The organism is Blastococcus sp. HT6-30 (genome assembly GCF_039729015.1).
GTDB lineage: Bacteria > Actinomycetota > Actinomycetes > Mycobacteriales > Geodermatophilaceae > Blastococcus.
Window position 1 is genome coordinate 2575712 of the sequence record NZ_CP155792.1, and the last position, 18312, is coordinate 2594023.

An 18312-nucleotide genomic window follows, 5' to 3' on the forward strand; every position below is an offset into this window, starting at 1 on the left:
CGTGTCCAGCGTGGCACGGTCCTGCGTGGAAAGCACCTGAGTTGTCATCGCCCGGTACAACGCATCGCCGCCCCCGATGCATCCCGACCGACGGCAGGGGTAGGGCCTGCCCGACGAACGTGACGCACGGAGGAGGAACCGATGAGCGAGAGCGGATCGAGCCGGCTGGGTTCGAACAGCGAGCTGGACGACCCGGGCCGGGACCCCAAGGGCATCGGCGGCCCTCCGCGCAACCCGATGGGCGCGGGAGCGGACCAGGACAGCGGCCGGGGCGAGCCACCCACCCCTCCGGCCACCGACGACGACGACGCGATGGTCCCCGTGCCACCCGACGACGACCGCCGCTGACGGGTCAGGCCCGGAGCCACTCCGGGCACAGCGCGCCGGCCGACACCAGGACCGCCGGCCCGCTGAGGACCGTCGTCCCGGGGGTCACCTGCACCGTCAGGCGCCCCCCGGGCACGTCGACGACGACGGTGCCCTCGGTCGCCCCCTCGGCCCGCAGCGCCGCGTACGCCGCGGCGCAGGCCCCGGTGCCGCAGGACCGGGTCTCCCCGACACCGCGCTCGGACACCCGCAGCCGGACGTGCGCGCCCGGCTCGACGACGTTGACCAGCTCCACGTTCACGCCGTCGGGGAAGATCCCGGCGTCGACCACCGGCGTGCCGGTGAGGTCGAGGGTGTCCACGGGGACATCGGTCAGGCAGGCCAGGTGGGGATTGCCCATGGAGACCGCCACCCCCGGGAAGACGCGACCGTCCAGCCGGGCCTCCCCCTCGCCGAACGGGCGCGCCGGCCCCATGTCCACCCAGTAGCCGCCGTCGGCGGCGGCGCCGACCCGGCGGGGCCCGCCGCGGGTACCGACCAGCAGCCCGTCGGCGCAGGCCATCCGGTCCACGAGCCCCTCGCCGGCCAGCGCGTGCAGGAACAGCCGGATGCCGTTGCCGCACATTTCCGCGTACGAGCCGTCGGCGTTGCGGTGATCCATGAACCACTCACACCGGCCGAGGTCGTCGCCCAGCACCGCCGCGGCGTCGGGTACGTGAGCGCTGCGCACCAGCCGCAGGACGCCGTCACCGCCGAGGCCGGCCCGCCGCTCGCAGAGGCGCTGCACCATGGCGGCGTCCAGCCGGTCCTCCGGCCACACCGTGCCGTCGGGGTCGGGCAGCAGCACGAAGTCGTTCTCGGTGCCGTGCCCGATCAGCACGCGGGGCGAGGAGGTCACGCGCCGATCGTAGGCGCGGTGATCACCGCGGTGGCGGCGTCGGCCAGGTCCGGGCGCGCGGCGTCCAACCACGTGGTCGTGGCGTCGCGGCGGAACCACGAGCGCTGCCGGCGGACGAACCGGCGGGTGGTGGTGACGGTGCGCTCGCGCGCCTCGTCGGCGGATAGCACGCCGTCGAACTGCGCCAGCACCTGGGCGTAGCCGAGGGCGCGGGAGGCCGTCGGCCCCTCGCGGAGCCCGTCGGCGGCCAGGGCCGCCACCTCCTCGACGAAGCCGGCGGCCCACATCCGGTCCACGCGGACCGCGACCCGCTCGTCCAGCTCAGCCGGCTCCCGGTCCAGGCCCAGGACGACCGCCGGGTAGTGCGGTCGCGGCTCGGGCAGCTCCGCCCGGAACGGGGCGCCGGTCAGCTCGATCACCTCCAGCGCGCGCACGATCCGGCGTCCGTTGCTGGGCAGCACGGCCGTCGCGGCCGCCGGGTCCAGCCCGGCCAGCCGGGCGTGCAGCGCCGCCGGGCCGACGGCGGCCAGCTCGGCCTCGAGCCGCGACCGGACCGCCGGGTCGGTACCGGGGAAGTCGAGCTCGTCCAGGACGGCGCGCACGTACAGCCCGGAGCCGCCGACGAGGAACGGCACGCTCCCCGTGGCGCGCAGCCGGTCGATCTCGGCCCGGGCGCGCTGCCGGTACTCGGCCACCGAGGCCGGCTCGCGCACGTGCCACAGGTCCAGCAGGTGGTGCGGCACTCCCCCGCGCTCGGCGACGTCGGGCTTCGCGGTGCCGATGTCCATGCCGCGGTAGAGCTGCATGGAGTCGGCGTTGACCACCTCTCCGCCCAGCCGCCGGGCCAGCGCCACGGCCAGCGCCGTCTTGCCGGTCGCGGTGGGCCCGACGACCGCCACCACGGGCGGCCCGCTCAGGGCCACTGGCTCGCTGGCGCGGGGCGCCCCGCTCCTCGCTCGGAAGTCCAGGCCGTCTCTGCGGTCGGTCCGCGCCCCGCCCGTTCCTCGCTGCGATGCTCGCTCCCCGCCGGCGGCCGCCTCGCTGCGATGCGCACGCCCCGGTCCGCTCACGCCACCACCCAGTCGGCGACGAGGTAGCCCACGCCGAACGGGGCCGCGTCGTGATGCAGCCGCGCCGTGACGTGCCGACCGGTGAAGGCCGCGCCGACCGCGCGCCAGGTCGGCACCCCGGCGGCCAGCAGCCGCTCGCCCTCCGCCGGGTCCAGCGCCGCCAGCGCCGCAGCGTCCCCGGCGCCCAGGGCGGCGGCGACGGCACCGTCGAACGGCTCCGCCGCCGGGTCCAGGTACCCCGGCGCCTTGACGGTGCGCCGGGCGGAGCCGTCGCCCATCGCCAGCACGCCCACCGGCGCCGGCAGGTCCTGCAGCAGCCGGCCGAGATCGGCCGGCCGCACGCCCACCCGGGTACCGGCGAACGCGACCTCGTCGAGCAGCCAGGCGCCCACCGTGTGCGCCAGCGGCAGCCGGCGGCCGCCGGGCCGCACCCGGCCGTCGAACGGCAGCCCGGCGTCGACGCCGTACCCGTGGAGGTCCCCGCCGTCCCCTGGGCCGAACCGCTCGCCCGGCGCCGGCCCGGCACCCACGACGACCACCACGTCGGGGGCGGTCGTGAGGAGCGCGGTCACCGCATCCACGCAGGCCGAGCGCAGGGCGCGGGTCACCGCCGCCGGGCGTCCCTCCACCGACGGCAGCAGCAGCGGGGGACACGGGCAGAAGGCGACGGCGGCCGACGCACGGGACGTCCGGGCGGGAAGGCCGCCGGGAGTGATGGTCACGGCAGCAGTGTCGCCGATGGGACGTGGAAGACTGCCGGACGTGTCGAGCACGGACGACCCCGGCAACGGGGTGCAGCAGGCCGCTCCGCCGATTGCGGAGACCCCAGAGACCACCGCCCCCGAGGCGGCGCAGGAGACCGGCAGCCCCGACGCGGGAACTCCCGCGGACGGCACGCCGGCCGCGCCCACCCCTGCGGACGCGGCGCTCCCCGAACCCACCGGCGAGCCGGAACCGGCAGCTGCTGCGCCGCCGGCCCCCGCGCCGGGACCGCCGGCGGCACCGGTGGAGATCGTGGTGAGCGACCCCGCGCAGTGGGGCCGCGTCGACGAGCAGGGCACCGTCTTCGTGCGCACCGCCGACGGCGAGCGCGAGGTCGGGTCGTGGCAGGCCGGCGAGGCAGAGGCGGGGCTGACCCACTACGGGCGGCGGTACGACGACCTCGCCACCGAGGTCTCCCTGCTCGAGGCCCGGCTCAAGGCCCACACCGGCAACCCCGCCGAGATCAGGGCCAAGGCACAGTCGCTGGCCGAGTCCATCCCGACCGCGGCCGCCGTCGGCGACCTCGAGGGGCTGGCCGCCCGCGCCCGCGCCATGGTGGAGACCGCCGAGTCCGCGGTCGCCGCGTACCGCGCCGAGAAGGCCGCCGCCCGCGCCGTCCAGGTGGCGCGCAAGGAGGCGCTCGCCGCCGAGGCCGAGCAGATCGCCGCCGAGTCGACGTCCTGGAAGGCCGCCGGTGACCGCCTCAAGGCGATCGTCGAGGAGTGGAAGACCATCCGCGGCATCGACCGCAAGACCGACGAGGCGCTGTGGTCGCGATTCGCGGCTGCCCGGGACGCGTTCGGCCGCCGGCGCGGCGCCCACTTCGCCCAGCTGGACGCCCAGCGCGGCGAGGCCCGCGCCGCCAAGCAGGAGCTGATCGCCGAGGCACAGCGGCTGTCGACGTCGACCGAGTGGGGGCCCACCAGTGCGGCCATGCGCTCGCTGATGGACCGCTGGAAGGCGGTGCCCCGCACCGGCCGCGATGGTGACGACGACCTGTGGAAGCAGTTCCGCGCCGCGCAGGACGTCTTCTTCAACGCCCGCGCCGAGCAGGACAAGGCGCGCGACGCCGAGCAGGTCGCCAACCAGCGCGCCAAGGAGGAGCTGCTGGCCGAGGCGGAGAAGCTCGACCCGTCCAGCGACCTGCGGGGCGCGCAGAACGCGCTGCGCAAGATCCAGGAGCGCTACGACGCGATCGGGCACGTGCCCCGGGCCGTGATGCGCTCGCTCGAGGACCGGATGCAGGCCGTCGAGCAGCGGGTCCGGGGAGCCGCCGACGCGGGCCGCGTCCGGACCGCCCCGGAGAACCCGATGATCACCTCGATGCGGGCCGCGGTCACCAAGGCCGAGGAGCAGCTGGCCAAGGCCGAGGCCGCGGGCGACCAGCGGCGGATCGCGGACGCGAAGGCCAACCTGGCCACCCGCCAGGAGTGGCTGGCCGAGGCGGAGAAGTCCGCCCGCCGGTAACAACCCCGGGCACAGGAGGCCGAGCGCACGGTCCGCCGGGCGATCCCGTGTGCACCGCCTCCTGTGCCCCGGCTCAGCAGCCGGTGGTCAGCGCCGGCAGCGGGTCCGGAACACCGACCCGGGGCATGCCCAGCGAGACCCCCGGCGTCGTCGGCCGGGTGCCGGCCTCCGCGGCGTCCCCGGCGCGCGTGCGCCGGTGCGAGAGCAGCGCGCCGTCGGCGACCAGGTGGTGCGGCGCGGCCTCGGTGACCACCGTCTCGACCACGTCGCCGGGACGGACGCCGTCCGCGGCCGTGAAGTGCACCAGCCGGCCGTCGCGAGCCCGGCCGGACAGCCGGCCGCGCTGGGCGTCCTTGCTCCCCTCCCCCGCCGCCACGAGCAGCTCGACCGTCCGACCGATCAGCTTCCGGTTCTCGTCCCAGCTGATCTGGTCCTGCAGCGCGGTGAGCCGCAGGTACCGCTCCTGGACGACGTCCTTGGGCAGCTGGCCGTCCATCTCCGCCGCCGGCGTTCCCGGCCGCTTGGAGTACTGGAAGGTGAAGGCGCTGGCGAAGCGGGCCTGCCGGACGACCTCCAGCGTCTGCTGGAACTCCTCCTCCGTCTCGCCGGGGAAGCCGACGATGATGTCGGTGGTGATCGCGGCGTCGGGCATCGCCGCCCGGACGCGGTCGATGATGCCGAGGTAGCGGTCCTGCCGGTAGCCGCGGCGCATCCGGCGGAGGACGCCGTCCGACCCGCTCTGCAGCGGCATGTGCAGCTGGTGGCAGACCGCCGGTGTCCCGGCCATCGCGTCGATGACGTCGTCGGTGAACTCGCGCGGATGCGGGCTGGTGAACCGGATCCGCTCGAGGCCGTCGATGCGGCCGGCCGCGCGGAGCAGGTCGGCGAAGGCGCCGCGGTCGCGGAACTCCACGCCGTAGGCGTTGACGTTCTGCCCGAGGAGGGTCACCTCGAGCACGCCCTGGTCGACCAGCGCCTGCACCTCGGCGAGGATCTCCCCGGGCCGGCGGTCCTTCTCCTTGCCGCGCAGCGCCGGCACGATGCAGAACGTGCAGGTGTTGTTGCACCCGACGCTGATCGACACCCAGCCCGAGTAGGCGGAGTCCCGCTTGGCCGGCAGCGTCGACGGGAAGACCTCGAGGGACTCGACGATCTCGACCTGCGCCTCGGCGTTGTGCCGCGCCCGGTCGAGCAGCGCCGGCAGCGACCCGACGTTGTGCGTGCCGAAGACGACGTCGACCCACGGGGCGCGCCGGACGATCTCGCCGCGGTCCTTCTGCGCCAGGCAGCCGCCGACGGCGATCTGCATGCCCGGGTGCGCGTCCTTCACCGGCCGCAGGTGCCCGAGGTTGCCGTACAGCCGGTTGTCCGCGTTCTCCCGGACCGCGCAGGTGTTCAGGACGACGACATCGGCGTCGTCGCCCTCGGCCGCGGCGGTGTAGCCGGCCTCCTCGAGCAGGCCGGAGAGGCGCTCGGAGTCGTGCACGTTCATCTGGCACCCGTACGTGCGCACGCGGTAGGTGCGCGCAGGTGCCTCCAGCTCGGTTCTCATGTCGACAGCGAGGGTACGGCGCAGCCTCGGCCGGCCCGCCCGTCCGGCCTGCCGGGCCGGTGACCGGCGCATGAGCGCCCCCGCTTCGTTACCCCTTCGTGATCGTCCCGATCACTCCGCGTGCACTTCGGGCCCTTAGGGTCCCCAAGATGACCAGCCGTTCGAACGGAGAGCCTCTCGTTCGCCTGTCCGGCGTCAACAAGTGGTTCGGCGAGCTGCACGTCCTGCAGGACATCGACCTGGACATCGCCCGGGGCGAGGTCGTCGTCGTCATCGGCCCGTCGGGCTCGGGGAAGTCGACGCTGTGCCGCGCGATCAACCGGCTCGAGCCCATCGAGAAGGGCGAGATCACGATCGACGGGGAGCGCTTGCCCGAGGAGGGCAAGGAGCTCGCCCGCCTGCGCGCCGACGTGGGCATGGTCTTCCAGAGCTTCAACCTCTTCGCGCACAAGACCGTGCTCGAGAACGTCACGCTCGGGCCGGTGAAGGTCCGCAAGCAACCCAAGGCCGACGTCGAGAAGCGGGCCCGGGAACTGCTCGACCGGGTGGGGGTCGGCACCCAGGCCGACAAGTACCCGGCGCAGCTCTCCGGTGGCCAGCAGCAACGCGTGGCGATCGCCCGGGCGCTGGCCATGGAGCCCAAGGTCATGCTCTTCGACGAGCCGACGTCGGCCCTGGACCCCGAGATGATCAACGAGGTCCTCGACGTCATGGTCGGTCTGGCGCGGGACGGCATGACGATGGTCGTCGTCACCCACGAGATGGGCTTCGCCCGCAAGGCGGCCAACCGGGTGGTGTTCATGGACGGCGGCCGGATCGTCGAGTCGGCCGAGCCGGAGACCTTCTTCACCGACCCGCGGTCCGACCGCGCCAAGGACTTCCTGTCCAAGATCCTCACCCACTGACCGCACGAGACCCCAAACGAGAGGACTCCAGCCATGACCTTTCGGCGCACCGCCCTGGTAGCCACCCTGTCCGTCGTCGCCCTCACTGCCGCCGCCTGCGGTGGCGGCTCCGAGGACGCCGCCACCGACGTGCCCGTCGCGGACGCCCCCGAGTTCCAGGAGGGCACGACGATGGCCGAGATCGCCGAGGGGGGCACGATCCGCGTCGGCACGAAGTTCGACCAGCCCGGCTTCGGGCTGGAGAACCTCAGCGGCGAGGTCGAGGGCTTCGACGTCGAGGTGGCCAAGATCATCGCCGGCGGGCTGGGGCTCACCCCCGAGGACATCGAGTGGGTGGAGACCCCGTCCGCGGTGCGGGAGGAGGTCCTCGAGGGCGACGAGGTCGACATGGTCGTCGCGACGTACACCATCAACGACCAGCGCAAGGAGCGCATCTCCTTCGCCGGGCCGTACTACGAGGCCGGGCAGCAGATCATGGTCGCCGCGGACAACGACACCATCACCGGGCCGGAGTCGTTCACCGAGAACCCGGACGCGACCGTCTGCTCGGTGACCGGCTCGACGCCGTCGGAGCAGATCCGCCCGTACCTCGCCAACGACTCCCAGCTGGTGCTGTTCGACGAGTACTCGCAGTGCGCGGACGCCCTGAGCAACGGCCAGGTGGACGCCGTGACGACCGACAACGTGATCCTGCTGGGCTTCGTCTCGGAGTCCGACGGCGAGTTCAAGCTGGTCGGCGAGCAGTTCACCGAGGAGCCGTACGGCATCGGCATCCAGAAGGGTGACGTGGCGTTCTGCGAGTTCATCCACGAGACGCTGCGCGAGAACGAGGACGCCTACGTCGAGGCCTGGGAGTCCACCGCGGGCCAGGTCGAGGGCACCGAGACCCCCGAGCTCCCCGAGTTCGACGAGTGCGCCTGACCGGCTGAGCACCTGATCGATCCGCGACCGGCCGGCCCCAGCGCCGGCCGGTCGCGGCCGATGCCGTCCGACCCGACCACCGCCGCAGCGAGGGAGAGCACGTGGGCCCGGTTCTCGAGAACCTCGACCTCTTCGTCCAGGGCTTCCTGACCTCGTTGAGCATCATCCTCTGGGCGCTCGTCGGCTCGTTGCTCCTGGGCGTCCTCATCGCCGCCTGCAGGGTGTCCCCCGTTCCGCCGCTGCGGGCGTTCGGCTCGTTCTGGGTGACGACCTTCCGCAACACACCGCTGTCGGTGGTCCTCTTCGCCTGCGCGTTCGGGCTGCCCGAGATCGGGATCAACCGCTCGTTCTTCTTCTTCGGCGTGCTGGGGCTGGTGCTCTACACGTCCGCGTTCGTCTGCGAGGCGGTGCGCTCGGGCATCAACTCCGTGCCCGCGGGCCAGGCGGAGGCCGCCCGATCGATCGGCTTGAACTTCGGCCAGGCGCTGCGGTACGTGGTCCTCCCCCAGGCCCTCCGCACCGTGATCCCGCCCCTCGGGAGCGTGGTCATCGCGATGTTCAAGAACTCCGCCGTGGTCGGGGCCTTCGGCGTCGGCGGCGACCTGTGGAGCACCGGTCAGACCCTGGTGAGCGCGCGCGGGTTCGAGACCCTGCCGATCTTCACCGGCGTCGCCATCGGGTTCCTCCTCATCACCCTGCCGGCGGGCGCCCTCCTGCAGGTCATCGAGCGGAAGGCGGCGATCGCCCGATGAGCCGGGAAGAAGCCGTCCTCTTCGACGCGCAGGGTCCGCGGGCACGACGCCGGACCACCATCGGCACCGCGGTCGCGGTGGTCGCCCTCCTGGGGCTGGCTTACGTGGTCGCGCGGCGGCTGGCGGACCGGGACCAGTTCTCGATGGAGAAGTGGGGCCCCCTGATCAACCCGGGCAACGAGAACTTCGGGGCCGTCTGGGGACTGTTCGGCGAGGGCATACGCAACACCATCATCGCGGCGGTGATCGCCATGACGCTGTCCATCGTCCTGGGCACGCTGATCGCCGTCGCCCGGCTGTCCCTGGGCCGGGCAGGGCGCATCCCGCTGGTCGGGCTCGTCGAGCTGTTCCGCGGCCTGCCCGTGGTGGTGCTCGTCTACTTCGGCGTCCGTGTGCTGCCCGACGTGGGCCTGGACCTGCGCGACTGGCCCGGCGGCCAGGTGCTCTGGGGTCTGATCATCGGCCTGACGGCCTACAACATGGTCATCTTCGCCGAAGTGGTCCGGGCGGGGGTGGCCTCGCTGCCCCGGGGGCAGCGCGAGGCGGCCCTGGCGACCGGGCTGACCAACGGGCAGACCATGCGGATCGTCCTGCTCCCCCAGGCGTTCCGGGTGATGCTGCCGGCGATCATCAGCCAGCTGGTCGTCGTCCTCAAGGACACGTCGCTCGTCACGTTCGTCGCCAACTACGACGAGCTGCTCAGCCAGGGCGAGAGCATCCGACGCAACCTCGACAACCCCATCCAGACCTTCGTGGTGGTCGCCCTGCTCTACATCGCGATCAACTACGCGCTGAGCCGGCTGGCCCAGTGGATCCAGGCCCGCCAGGCCCGCGGCTCCACAGCGAAGGCGACCGGCGGCGGCGACCTGGTGCCCGTGCGGGACGGCGCCTGAGGCGCGCGTGCCCATCCCGTGCGAACCACTCGTCCCACCCGGGCGCGCCGACTCCGAGTCGAGCGCAACCGTGGCGAGACTGGTGATCACGATGGAGACGATGCACGCGGTGGGGCCCCGCAACCTGCCCCCGGTCCCCCGGGCCGCCGGCGAGCGGATCCTCACCGCCCCGGTCGCCTCCCCGCCCGCGGCCGGGTCGGTTCCGCCGCTGGACGGCGGGCAGCAGTTCGTCGCGCGCCTGCGCTCCGCGGCCCCGGCCTTCGCCGAGGCCGCCGGTGCGGAGAGCGCCGTCGTCCGCGAGGTGGTTCCCCCGGCGCGGCACCGGCGCTCGCGCTGCCGGGTGGTCTTCCGCTACGCCGACGGCACCGAGGTGGACCTGACCTTCCTCGGCGAGCGGCGCCGCCCCGGTGCCGACGCGGAGGAGGGGCTCGACACCGAGATCGGCCGCTGGCTCTCCGACGGCCAGCTCCGGGAACCGGAGTGGCTGGTGCCCGATGCGGAGGCGCCGGACGGCACGGCGGTCGACGTGACCGCCTGGCTCGCGACGGGCTGACGCGGTGGAGGCGCCGCGGCGCCTTCAGGGCAGCGCGCTCTCCTCGTCGAACTCCGGGACGTCGTCGACGTCGCCATCGAGGTCCGCCTCGTCCAGCGCCTCCCGGACAACCGCCGCGGCGAGACCGCCGTTGTAGCCCTTGCGGGCGAGCATGCCGATCAGGCGGCGGGCGGCCGTGGCCCGGTCGAGCCGGCGCATGGCGGTCACCCGCCGCGCCACCAGCCGGCGGGCCGCCTCCCGCTCGTCGTCGTCGTCCACCGCCTCGACGGCCTCGGCGGCCGTCTCCGGATCGACGCCCTTGGCGCGCAGCTCCGCGGTCAGCGCCCGACGGGCCAGCCCCCGGCCGGCCTGCCGGTTGCTGACCCAGGCCCGGGCGAAGGACGCGTCGTCGATCAGGCCCACCTCGGTGAACCTGTCCAGCACGGCCTCGGCCGCGTCGTCCGGCACCCCGCGCTTGGCGAGCAGATCGGCGAGCTGCTGCCGCGTCTTCGGCGCACCGGTCAGCGCGCGGAGGCAGATGGCACGGGCGACCTGCTCAGGGTCGCCCGCGTCGTCCTCCGAGGAACCGGGGGCGACGTCCGGGGTCAGGGGATCGTCGCCGCCGGGAGCGCGGGACCACCGGCCGGCCCGGGAGCCCCCGGAGCCGCGCCGTCGGGTGGATGGCCTGTCGTCCACCGCCGGATCAGAAGCCCGGGGCGTCGACCGGCGCCGGAGCGTCCAGCGTCGGGCCGATGCCCAGCTTCTCCTTGACCCGCTTCTCGATCTCGTCGGCCAGGTCGGGGTTGTCCTTCAAGAAGTTGCGGACGTTCTCCTTGCCTTGACCCAGCTGGTCGCCCTCGTAGGTGTACCAAGCGCCGGACTTCTTCACGATGCCCTGCTCGACACCGGCGTCGACGATGCCGCCCTCGCGGCTGAAACCCTGACCCCAGAGGATGTCGAGCTCGGCCTGCTTGAACGGTGCGGCGACCTTGTTCTTGACGACCTTGATGCGGGTGCGGCTGCCGATCGCGTCGGTGCCCTGCTTGAGGGTCTCGATGCGGCGGACGTCGAGCCGGACCGACGAGTAGAACTTCAGCGCGCGACCACCGGTGGTGACCTCGGGCGAGCCGTAGACCACACCGACCTTCTCGCGCAGCTGGTTGATGAAGATCGCCGTCGTGCCCGAGTTGCTCAGCGCGCCGGTGATCTTCCGCAGCGCCTGGCTCATCAGGCGGGCCTGCAGACCCACGTGGCTGTCACCCATCTCGCCCTCGATCTCGGCGCGGGGCACGAGGGCCGCCACCGAGTCGATGACGATGATGTCCAGCGCGCCGGAGCGGATCAGCATGTCGGCGATCTCGAGCGCCTGCTCACCGGTGTCGGGCTGGCTGACCAGGAGCGCGTCGGTGTCCACGCCGATGGCGCGGGCATACTCCGGGTCGAGCGCGTGCTCGGCGTCGATGAAGGCGGCGATGCCGCCGTTGGCCTGGGCGTTGGCCACCGCGTGCAGGGCGACCGTGGTCTTACCGGAGGACTCCGGCCCGTAGACCTCGATGACCCGGCCGCGCGGGAGCCCGCCGATGCCCAGGGCGATGTCGAGGGCGATCGAGCCGGTCGGGATGACCTTGATCGCCACCTCGGGGCTGTCGCCCAGGCGCATGACCGAGCCCTTGCCGAACTGCTTGTCGATCTGGGCGAGGGCCATGTCGAGGGCCTTGTCGCGGTCGAGCGTTGCTGCCATGGTGCGTCACCTTCGGTTCGCGAGAAGCGGGTCGGGACCGACGCTAGGGCGAGGCACCGACAGTTTTCGGATTCCGGGCCGGCTGTGGAGGACCAGCCGCCCTGTGGACGACACAGTAGGCCGAACACCTGTTCGATCGCCAGGCCGACACGCCGGCCCGGTGTCGCGCCCGGGTCAGCGTTCCTTGACCGGCACGTCGAAGGCCTCGCAGACCGCGAGCCACACCTTCCGCACCGGGACGCCGGCCTCGATGGCGTCGGCCGCCGTGCGGCCGCCGAGGTCGGCGAAGACGTGGTCGCGCACGACGCTCTGGGCGCGCATGGCCCCGAACTGGTCATCGAGGCGGGACCAGAACTCCTGCAGGCGCACGCCCCGACGCTAACCCGCCGGCGCCCAGCGCCGCCGCATCCGCCCTAGGCTCGGGACCATGATTCCAGGCACGGGTTCGCAGACCCTCGACACCGTCGTCGAGATCGGCATCGTGCTGGCGATGGTCGTGCTGATCGTGTTGCTGATCAGGAGCTACCGCGGGCGCTGACCCTCGTGGTCAGCCACACGTGGGCCAGCGGGAGCACCAGCGCCGCCGAGACCCCCGACACCAGGCCGAAGCCGCCCCACGCGAGCAACGGACCGCCGACCACCCCGGCCAGCGCGGCGCCGAGCCCCATCAGCAGGTCGGTTCCGCCCTGCGCGGTCGGCCGCACGTCCGGGCCGACCGACGCGGTCACGAGGGCGGAGCCCGCGATGAGGCCGCAGGACCAGCCCAGGCCCAGCAGGAGGAGCCCGGCGCCCAGCTGCACCGAGTCGTCCGGCGCCGCCGTGCCCGCCACCGCCGCTGCGGCCAGGAGCAGCCCACCGCCGAGGGCCACGACCGCCGGGGCGCCGGCCCGGTCGGCGAGCATGCCGACCAGCGGGGAGAACAGGTACATGCCGGCCACGTGCACGCTGATCACCAGGCCGACGAGCCGGAGCACGGTTCCCTCGGCGCCACCGGCGTGCCCCATGTGCACCGGTGTCATCACCATGACGCCGACCATCACCGAGTGGGCGACCACGACGGAGGTGAGGCCCAGCCTCCCGGCCGGTGTCGCCCACACCGCCCGCAGCGCCGCGCCGGTGGCGCGCCGCGGGCGAGGGCCGCCACCGCCGCCGCCGAGCGTCCGTGAGAGCAGCAGCGGGTCGGGCCGCAGGAACAGCGGGATGGCCACCGCCACGAGCCCGAAGACGACCGCCGACACGACGAACACACCGCCGAGCGCCGGCAGCCCCAGGGCCGCCCCCAGCTCGGCGCCCGGTGCGGCGAGGTTGGGGCCGACGACGGAGCCGATGGTGGTCGCCCACACGACCAGGGACAGGGCACGCCCGCGGCGCTCGGGCGTGGCGAGGTCGGCGGCGGCGTAGCGCGACTGCAGACCGCACGCCGTGGCCGCCCCGAACAGGAACAGCCCCACGAGCAGCAGCCCCAGCGAGGAGGCCGCCGCGGCCAGCACGGTGACCACCGCGCCGACGACGCCGAGGGCGTAGCCGACGGCCAGCCCGGCCCGCCGGCCCGCGGTGTCGCTGATCCTGGCCAGGGGAACCGCCAGGACCGCGGCGCCGAGGACGCCGGCGGTCTGGCCGAGCCCTGCGGCGCTGTCGGTGCCCGCGACGTCACGGGCGAGCAGCCCGCCGGCGGTGATGCCGACGGTGACGCCCAGCCCGGCCAGGGCGACCCCACCGCTGAGCACACCGAGGGTGCGGCGCTGGACGCGTGCGACGCCGACCGCGACGTCCGGCGGCAGCGGTGTCACGTGCGCTCCTGTCTCCGGGGCAGATGGCTCCGCGGCCGACTGCCCTCGCCGGCCAGCGAAGTGTCGTACACGCCGGGGAGACTGAGCGCGTGCCCGCCCGTCCGATCCCCGAGCCCGGCGCCCTGGCCCGGTTCTCCGAGCCCACCAGGGCTTGGTTCACCGGCGCCTTCGAGCGGCCCACCGCCGCCCAGGACGGCGCCTGGCAGGCGATCAGCAGCGGCGAGCACGCGCTGGTGGTGGCTCCGACCGGCTCGGGCAAGACCCTCGCGGCGTTCCTCTGGTCGCTCGACCGGCTGGCCGCCACCCCGCCCACCGACGAGCGGACCCGGTGCCGGGTCCTCTACGTCTCGCCGCTCAAGGCACTGGCGGTCGACGTCGAGCGCAACCTACGCGCTCCGCTGGCCGGCATCGGCCAGGCGGCCGCGCGGCTGAGGCTGCCGCGGCCGGAGATCAAGGTCGGCATCCGTTCCGGCGACACCCCGGCCGACGAGCGGCGCGCGTTCGCCCGCCGTCCGCCGGACATCCTCATCACCACTCCCGAGTCGCTGTTCCTCCTGCTCACCAGCGCCGCCCGCGAGGCGCTGCGCGGGGTCGAGACGGTGATCGTCGACGAGGTGCACGCGGTCACCGACTCCAAGCGCGGCGCCCACCTCGCCGTCAGCCTCGACCGGCTCGACGAACTGCTCGAGCGGCCGGCGCAGCGCATCGGCCTGTCGGCCACCGTGCGCCCGATCGAGGAGGTCGCCACCTTCCTGGCCGGCGGCCGGCCGGTGCAGGTGGTGTCCCCCGGCTCGACCAAGCAGTGGGACCTCTCGGTCGTCGTGCCGATCGAGGACATGAGCGAGCTGGGCCAGCCGACCGGCGAGCTCGAGGGGTCGGCGGCCGGCCACCAGCCGCGCAACTCCATCTGGCCGGCGGTCGAGGAGCGGGTGCTCGACCTCGTGCAGGCCCACCGCAGCACGATCGTGTTCGCCAACTCGCGGCGCCTGGCCGAACGGCTGACCAGCCGGCTCAACGAGCTGGCCTACGAGCGCGCCACCGGTGAGACCGTGCCGCCGGGCACGAACGCGGCGGCGCTCATGGCGCAGGCCGGCTCCGGCGGTGGCGTGCCGGAGGGCGTGCAGCCGGTCGCGGCGGCCCACCACGGGTCGGTGTCCCGGGAGCAGCGGGCCGTCGTCGAGGAGGCGCTGAAGTCCGGCCGGCTCCCCGCCGTCGTCGCCACCTCGAGCCTGGAGCTGGGCATCGACATGGGCGCGGTCGACCTCGTCGTCCAGGTGGAGGCCCCGCCCACGGTCGCCAGCGGCCTGCAGCGGGTCGGCCGGGCCGGGCACCAGGTGGGCGCGGTCAGCCGCGGCGTGCTCTTCCCCAAGTTCCGCGGCGACCTCGTGCAGTGCGCGCTGGTCGCCGAGCGGATGAAGGCCGGCGCCATCGAGTCGATCCGCTACCTGCGCAACCCGCTCGACGTGCTCGCCCAGCAGATCGTCGCGGTCGTCTCCGAGCGGCCGCGCACCGTCGACGAAGTGGGGGCGCTGGTCCGCCGTTCGGCGGCCTTCGCCTCGCTGCCCGAGTCGGCGCTGCACGCCGTCCTCGACATGCTGGCCGGGCGCTACCCCTCCGACGCTTTCGCCGAGCTGCGCCCGCGCCTCACCTGGGACCGCGTCACCGACACCCTCACCGCGCGCGCCGGTGCCCAGCGGCTGGCGGTCACCAGCGGCGGCACGATCCCCGACCGCGGCCTGTTCGGCGTCTTCCTCGTCGGCGGGGAGGGCACCGGCGGGCGCCGGGTCGGAGAGCTGGACGAAGAGATGGTCTACGAGTCCCGGGTGGGCGACGTCTTCCTGCTCGGCTCGTCGTCGTGGCGGATCGAGGACATCACCCACGACCGGGTGCTGGTCACCCCGGCACCGGGGCAGGCCGGGAAGATGCCGTTCTGGCACGGCGACGCGCCCGGCCGCCCCCTGGAGCTCGGCCGGGCGCTGGGCGCCTTCCTCCGCGAGGTGGGCTCCGCGACGCCGGAGGCCGGCCTGGAGCGGGCCCGCGCGGCCGGGCTCGACGAGTTCGGGGCGGCCAACCTCGCCGCGTACCTGGCCGAGCAGAAGGCCGCGACCGGGCACCTGCCCGATGACCGCACCCTGCTGGTCGAGCGGTTCCGCGACGAGCTGGGCGACTGGCGGCTGGTCGTGCACTCCCCCTTCGGTGCGCAGGTGAACGCACCCTGGGCGCTGGTCCTCGCGGCCCGGCTGCGCGAGCGCTACGGCGTCGACGTGTCGGCCATGCACTCCGACGACGGCATCGTGCTGCGGCTGCCCGAGACCACCGGCGAGCCGCCCGAGGCCGACCTCGCCGTCCTCGATCCCGACGACGTCGAGCGCGAGGTGACCACGGAGGTGGGCAGCTCGGCGCTGTTCGCCAGCCGCTTCCGCGAGTGCGCCGCCCGTGCGCTGCTCCTGCCCCGGCGCGACCCGCGCCGCCGCACGCCGCTCTGGCAGCAGCGTCAGCGGGCGGCCCAGCTGCTCTCGGTGGCCAGCGAGTTCTCCTCCTTCCCGATCACCCTCGAAGCGGCCCGCGAGGTGCTCCAGGACGTCTACGACGTGCCGGGGCTGGTCGAGCTGATGCGTGACGTCCGTGCCCGGCGGGTGCGCGTGGTCGACGTCCAGACCGAGACGGCGTCGCCGTTCGCCCAGTCGCTGCTGTTCGGCTACGTCGGCCAGTTCCTCTACGAGGGCGACGCCCCGCTGGCCGAGCGCCGGGCGCAGGCGCTCGCGCTCGACACCGGCCTGCTCGCCGAGCTGCTCGGCCGCTCGGAGCTGCGCGAGTTGCTCGACGCCGAGGCGATGGCCGAGATCGAGGCGGAGCTGCAGCGGCTCCCCCAGCAGCGGCACCCGCGGGACGTCGACAGCGGCGGCGACCTGCTGCGCGTCGTCGGCGACCTCACCGCCGCCGAGGCCGGGCGGCGGGGTGTGCCGCAGGAGTGGCTGGACGAGCTCGTCGCGGGCCGCCGCGCGCTGCTGGTGCGCATCGCCGGTGAGGAGCGGTACGTCGCCATCGAGGACGCCGGCCGGCTTCGCGATGCCCTCGGCACCGCGCTGCCGGTCGGGGTCCCGGAGGTCTTCACCGAACCCGTCGCCGACCCCCTGGGCGACCTGATCGGCCGCTACGCCCGCACCCACGGGCCGTTCCAGCCCGGCGAGGTGGCCGCCCGGCTCGGGCTGGGCGTCGCCGTGGTGACGGCGACGGTCCAGCGGCTCACCGGCACCGGCCGGCTGGTCCCGGGTGAGTTCCGCCCCGGCGGGACCGGCCAGGAGTGGTGCGACGCCGACGTGCTCCGCTCGATCCGGCGGCGCAGCCTCGCCCGGCTGCGCCAGGAGGTGGAGCCGGTGCCGATCGGCACGCTGGCCCGGTTCACCCCGTCCTGGCAGTCGGTGGGCAGCCGGCTGCGCGGCGCCGACGGCGTCCTCGCCGTCGTGGAGCAGCTGGCCGGTGCCCTGGTGCCGGCCAGCGCCCTGGAGTCGCTGGTGCTGCCGGCCCGGGTGCGCGACTACTCCCCCGCCATGCTCGACGAGCTGACCAGCGCCGGTGAGGTGCTGTGGGCCGGTGCCGGCGGTCTCCCCGGCGGCGACGGGTGGATCAGCCTGGTCCCGGCCGATCTGGCGCCGCTGCTGCTGCCCGAGCAGCTGGAGGCCGCAGCCGAGGGGCAGCCGCTGCTGGACCTGCTCGCCGGCGGTCAGGCGATGTTCTTCCGTGGGCTCTCCGACGCCGTCGGCGCCTCCGACGACGGCGCGCTGGCCGACCTGGTCTGGGACCTGGTCTGGGCCGGGGCGCTCACCAACGACACGCTCGCGCCGCTGCGCACCCGGCTGGCCGGGGGCGGCACGCACCGCAAGCCGGCGGCGCCCCCGCGGGTGCGCCTGGACCGGGCCCGCGCCGGCCGCACCCGGCTGGGTCGCCCGGCCATGCCCAGCCGCACCGGCCCGCCCACCGTCGCCGGCCGGTGGTCCCGGCTGCCCGAGCGGGAGCCCAACGCCACCCGGAGGGGAACCGCGCGGGCCGAGGCCCTCCTGGAGCGGCACGGGGTCCTCACCCGCGGCGCGGTGATGGCCGAGCAGGTGACCGGGGGTTTCTCCGCCGTCTACCCGGTGCTGCGGGCGTTCGAGGACAACGGCCGGGCCCGGCGGGGCTACTTCGTGGAGACGCTGGGTGCAGCGCAGTTCGGCACGCCCGGCTCGGTCGACCGGTTGCGCAGCTTCGCCTCCCCCGACCGCGTGCCGGCGGGGGCCGTCGTCCTCGCGGCCACCGACCCGGCGAACGTCTATGGCGCGGCCCTGCCCTGGCCCGACCGCCCGGTCGCCGCCGACGGTGCGGCGGTGGACCTCGGTGAGGGCACCGGCCCGACGCGGAAGGCGGGGCACCGGGCCGGCCGGAAGGCGGGCGCGCTGGTCGTCCTCGTGGACGGCGAGCTGGTGCTCTACGTCGAGCGGGGTGGGAAGACGCTGCTGTCCTGGACCGAGGACGAGCAGGTGCTCAAGGAGGCGGCGACGGCGCTGTCGGGCGCGGTGTCCGCGGGAGCACTGGGCCGGATGGTGGTGCAGAAGGCCGACGGCGCCTCGGTGCACGAGTCCACGCCGCTGTCCCAGGCCCTCCAGGCCGCCGGCTTCGCCGCCACTCCCCGGGGGCTCCGGATCCGCGGCTGACGCCGGCCTGC

At 74.4% G+C, this 18312-nt stretch carries 16 protein-coding genes; 8 read left to right on the plus strand and 8 right to left on the minus strand.

Going from position 1 to position 18312, the window contains the following annotated elements:
• Window positions 1-141: 141 nt before the first annotated feature.
• Window positions 142-348 (plus strand): hypothetical protein, encoded by a 207-nt coding sequence (locus ABC795_RS12400; RefSeq protein ID WP_347057498.1) that lies wholly within the window; start codon window positions 142-144, stop codon window positions 346-348.
• A gap of 4 nt (window positions 349-352) precedes the next feature.
• Here ABC795_RS12400 and dapF read toward each other — a convergent pair whose 3' ends face one another.
• The 3 genes from dapF to ABC795_RS12415 all read right to left on the minus strand — a co-directional run bounded on the left by dapF (window position 353) and on the right by ABC795_RS12415 (window position 3017).
• Window positions 353-1225 (minus strand): diaminopimelate epimerase, encoded by an 873-nt coding sequence (gene dapF, locus ABC795_RS12405; RefSeq protein WP_347057499.1) that lies wholly within the window; start codon window positions 1223-1225, stop codon window positions 353-355.
• Window positions 1222-2142 carry a tRNA (adenosine(37)-N6)-dimethylallyltransferase MiaA gene (gene miaA / locus ABC795_RS12410; protein WP_347060717.1) on the minus strand — a complete coding sequence of 307 codons (921 nt, stop codon included), beginning with the start codon at window positions 2140-2142 and terminating at the stop codon, window positions 1222-1224. Before miaA ends, dapF begins: the two co-directional genes overlap by 4 nt.
• A gap of 149 nt (window positions 2143-2291) precedes the next feature.
• A complete protein-coding gene (locus ABC795_RS12415) occupies window positions 2292-3017 on the minus strand; it encodes a hypothetical protein (RefSeq protein ID WP_347057500.1) in 726 nt (241 codons plus the stop codon).
• 40 nt (window positions 3018-3057) lie between these two features.
• On the opposite strand from ABC795_RS12415, the gene ABC795_RS12420 reads away from it, so the two are divergent.
• Window positions 3058-4524 (plus strand): DUF349 domain-containing protein, encoded by a 1467-nt coding sequence (locus ABC795_RS12420; protein WP_347057501.1) that lies wholly within the window; start codon window positions 3058-3060, stop codon window positions 4522-4524.
• Window positions 4525-4597: 73 nt separating this feature from the next.
• On the opposite strand, the gene miaB is transcribed toward ABC795_RS12420, so the two are convergent.
• Window positions 4598-6076 (minus strand): tRNA (N6-isopentenyl adenosine(37)-C2)-methylthiotransferase MiaB, encoded by a 1479-nt coding sequence (gene miaB, locus ABC795_RS12425; protein WP_347057502.1) that lies wholly within the window; start codon window positions 6074-6076, stop codon window positions 4598-4600.
• 149 nt (window positions 6077-6225) lie between these two features.
• Between miaB and ABC795_RS12430 the strand changes: the two genes are divergently transcribed.
• The 5 genes from ABC795_RS12430 to ABC795_RS12450 all read left to right on the plus strand — a co-directional run bounded on the left by ABC795_RS12430 (window position 6226) and on the right by ABC795_RS12450 (window position 10100).
• Complete coding sequence (locus ABC795_RS12430) at window positions 6226-6981, plus strand: amino acid ABC transporter ATP-binding protein (protein ID WP_347057503.1); 756 nt, start codon at window positions 6226-6228, stop codon at window positions 6979-6981.
• A 33-nt stretch (window positions 6982-7014) separates the two neighbouring features.
• A complete protein-coding gene (locus ABC795_RS12435; RefSeq protein ID WP_347057504.1) occupies window positions 7015-7902 on the plus strand; it encodes a glutamate ABC transporter substrate-binding protein in 888 nt (295 codons plus the stop codon).
• 101 nt (window positions 7903-8003) lie between these two features.
• Window positions 8004-8654, plus strand: coding sequence for an amino acid ABC transporter permease (locus tag ABC795_RS12440; RefSeq protein WP_347057505.1), 651 nt, complete (start codon window positions 8004-8006; stop codon window positions 8652-8654).
• Window positions 8651-9547: an amino acid ABC transporter permease gene (locus ABC795_RS12445; protein WP_347057506.1), complete on the plus strand. Its 897-nt coding sequence runs from the start codon at window positions 8651-8653 to the stop codon at window positions 9545-9547. Before ABC795_RS12440 ends, ABC795_RS12445 begins: the two co-directional genes overlap by 4 nt.
• A gap of 70 nt (window positions 9548-9617) precedes the next feature.
• Window positions 9618-10100 carry a hypothetical protein gene (locus ABC795_RS12450; RefSeq protein WP_347057507.1) on the plus strand — a complete coding sequence of 161 codons (483 nt, stop codon included), beginning with the start codon at window positions 9618-9620 and terminating at the stop codon, window positions 10098-10100.
• Between the two features lie 24 nt (window positions 10101-10124).
• On the opposite strand, the gene ABC795_RS12455 is transcribed toward ABC795_RS12450, so the two are convergent.
• The 4 genes from ABC795_RS12455 to ABC795_RS12470 all read right to left on the minus strand — a co-directional run bounded on the left by ABC795_RS12455 (window position 10125) and on the right by ABC795_RS12470 (window position 13610).
• Window positions 10125-10775, minus strand: coding sequence for a regulatory protein RecX (locus ABC795_RS12455; protein ID WP_347057508.1), 651 nt, complete (start codon window positions 10773-10775; stop codon window positions 10125-10127).
• Window positions 10776-10782: 7 nt separating this feature from the next.
• Window positions 10783-11820: a recombinase RecA gene (recA, locus tag ABC795_RS12460; protein WP_347057509.1), complete on the minus strand. Its 1038-nt coding sequence runs from the start codon at window positions 11818-11820 to the stop codon at window positions 10783-10785.
• A 174-nt stretch (window positions 11821-11994) separates the two neighbouring features.
• Window positions 11995-12189 (minus strand): DUF3046 domain-containing protein, encoded by a 195-nt coding sequence (locus ABC795_RS12465; protein WP_347057510.1) that lies wholly within the window; start codon window positions 12187-12189, stop codon window positions 11995-11997.
• A 146-nt stretch (window positions 12190-12335) separates the two neighbouring features.
• A complete protein-coding gene (locus ABC795_RS12470; RefSeq protein ID WP_347057511.1) occupies window positions 12336-13610 on the minus strand; it encodes an MFS transporter in 1275 nt (424 codons plus the stop codon).
• Window positions 13611-13699: 89 nt separating this feature from the next.
• Between ABC795_RS12470 and ABC795_RS12475 the strand changes: the two genes are divergently transcribed.
• Window positions 13700-18301 (plus strand): ATP-dependent helicase, encoded by a 4602-nt coding sequence (locus ABC795_RS12475; protein WP_347057512.1) that lies wholly within the window; start codon window positions 13700-13702, stop codon window positions 18299-18301.
• The last annotated feature ends 11 nt before the right edge of the window (window positions 18302-18312 follow it).

Coding starts and splice junctions, on each gene's coding strand:
- ABC795_RS12430 (WP_347057503.1), top strand. CDS start 6,226: ATGACCAGCCGTTCGAACGGAGAGCCTCTCGTTCGCCTGTCCGGCGTC.
- ABC795_RS12445 (WP_347057506.1), top strand. CDS start 8,651: ATGAGCCGGGAAGAAGCCGTCCTCTTCGACGCGCAGGGTCCGCGGGCA.
- ABC795_RS12400 (WP_347057498.1), top strand. CDS start 142: ATGAGCGAGAGCGGATCGAGCCGGCTGGGTTCGAACAGCGAGCTGGAC.
- recA (WP_347057509.1), bottom strand. CDS start 11,820: ATGGCAGCAACGCTCGACCGCGACAAGGCCCTCGACATGGCCCTCGCC.
- miaB (WP_347057502.1), bottom strand. CDS start 6,076: ATGAGAACCGAGCTGGAGGCACCTGCGCGCACCTACCGCGTGCGCACG.
- ABC795_RS12435 (WP_347057504.1), top strand. CDS start 7,015: ATGACCTTTCGGCGCACCGCCCTGGTAGCCACCCTGTCCGTCGTCGCC.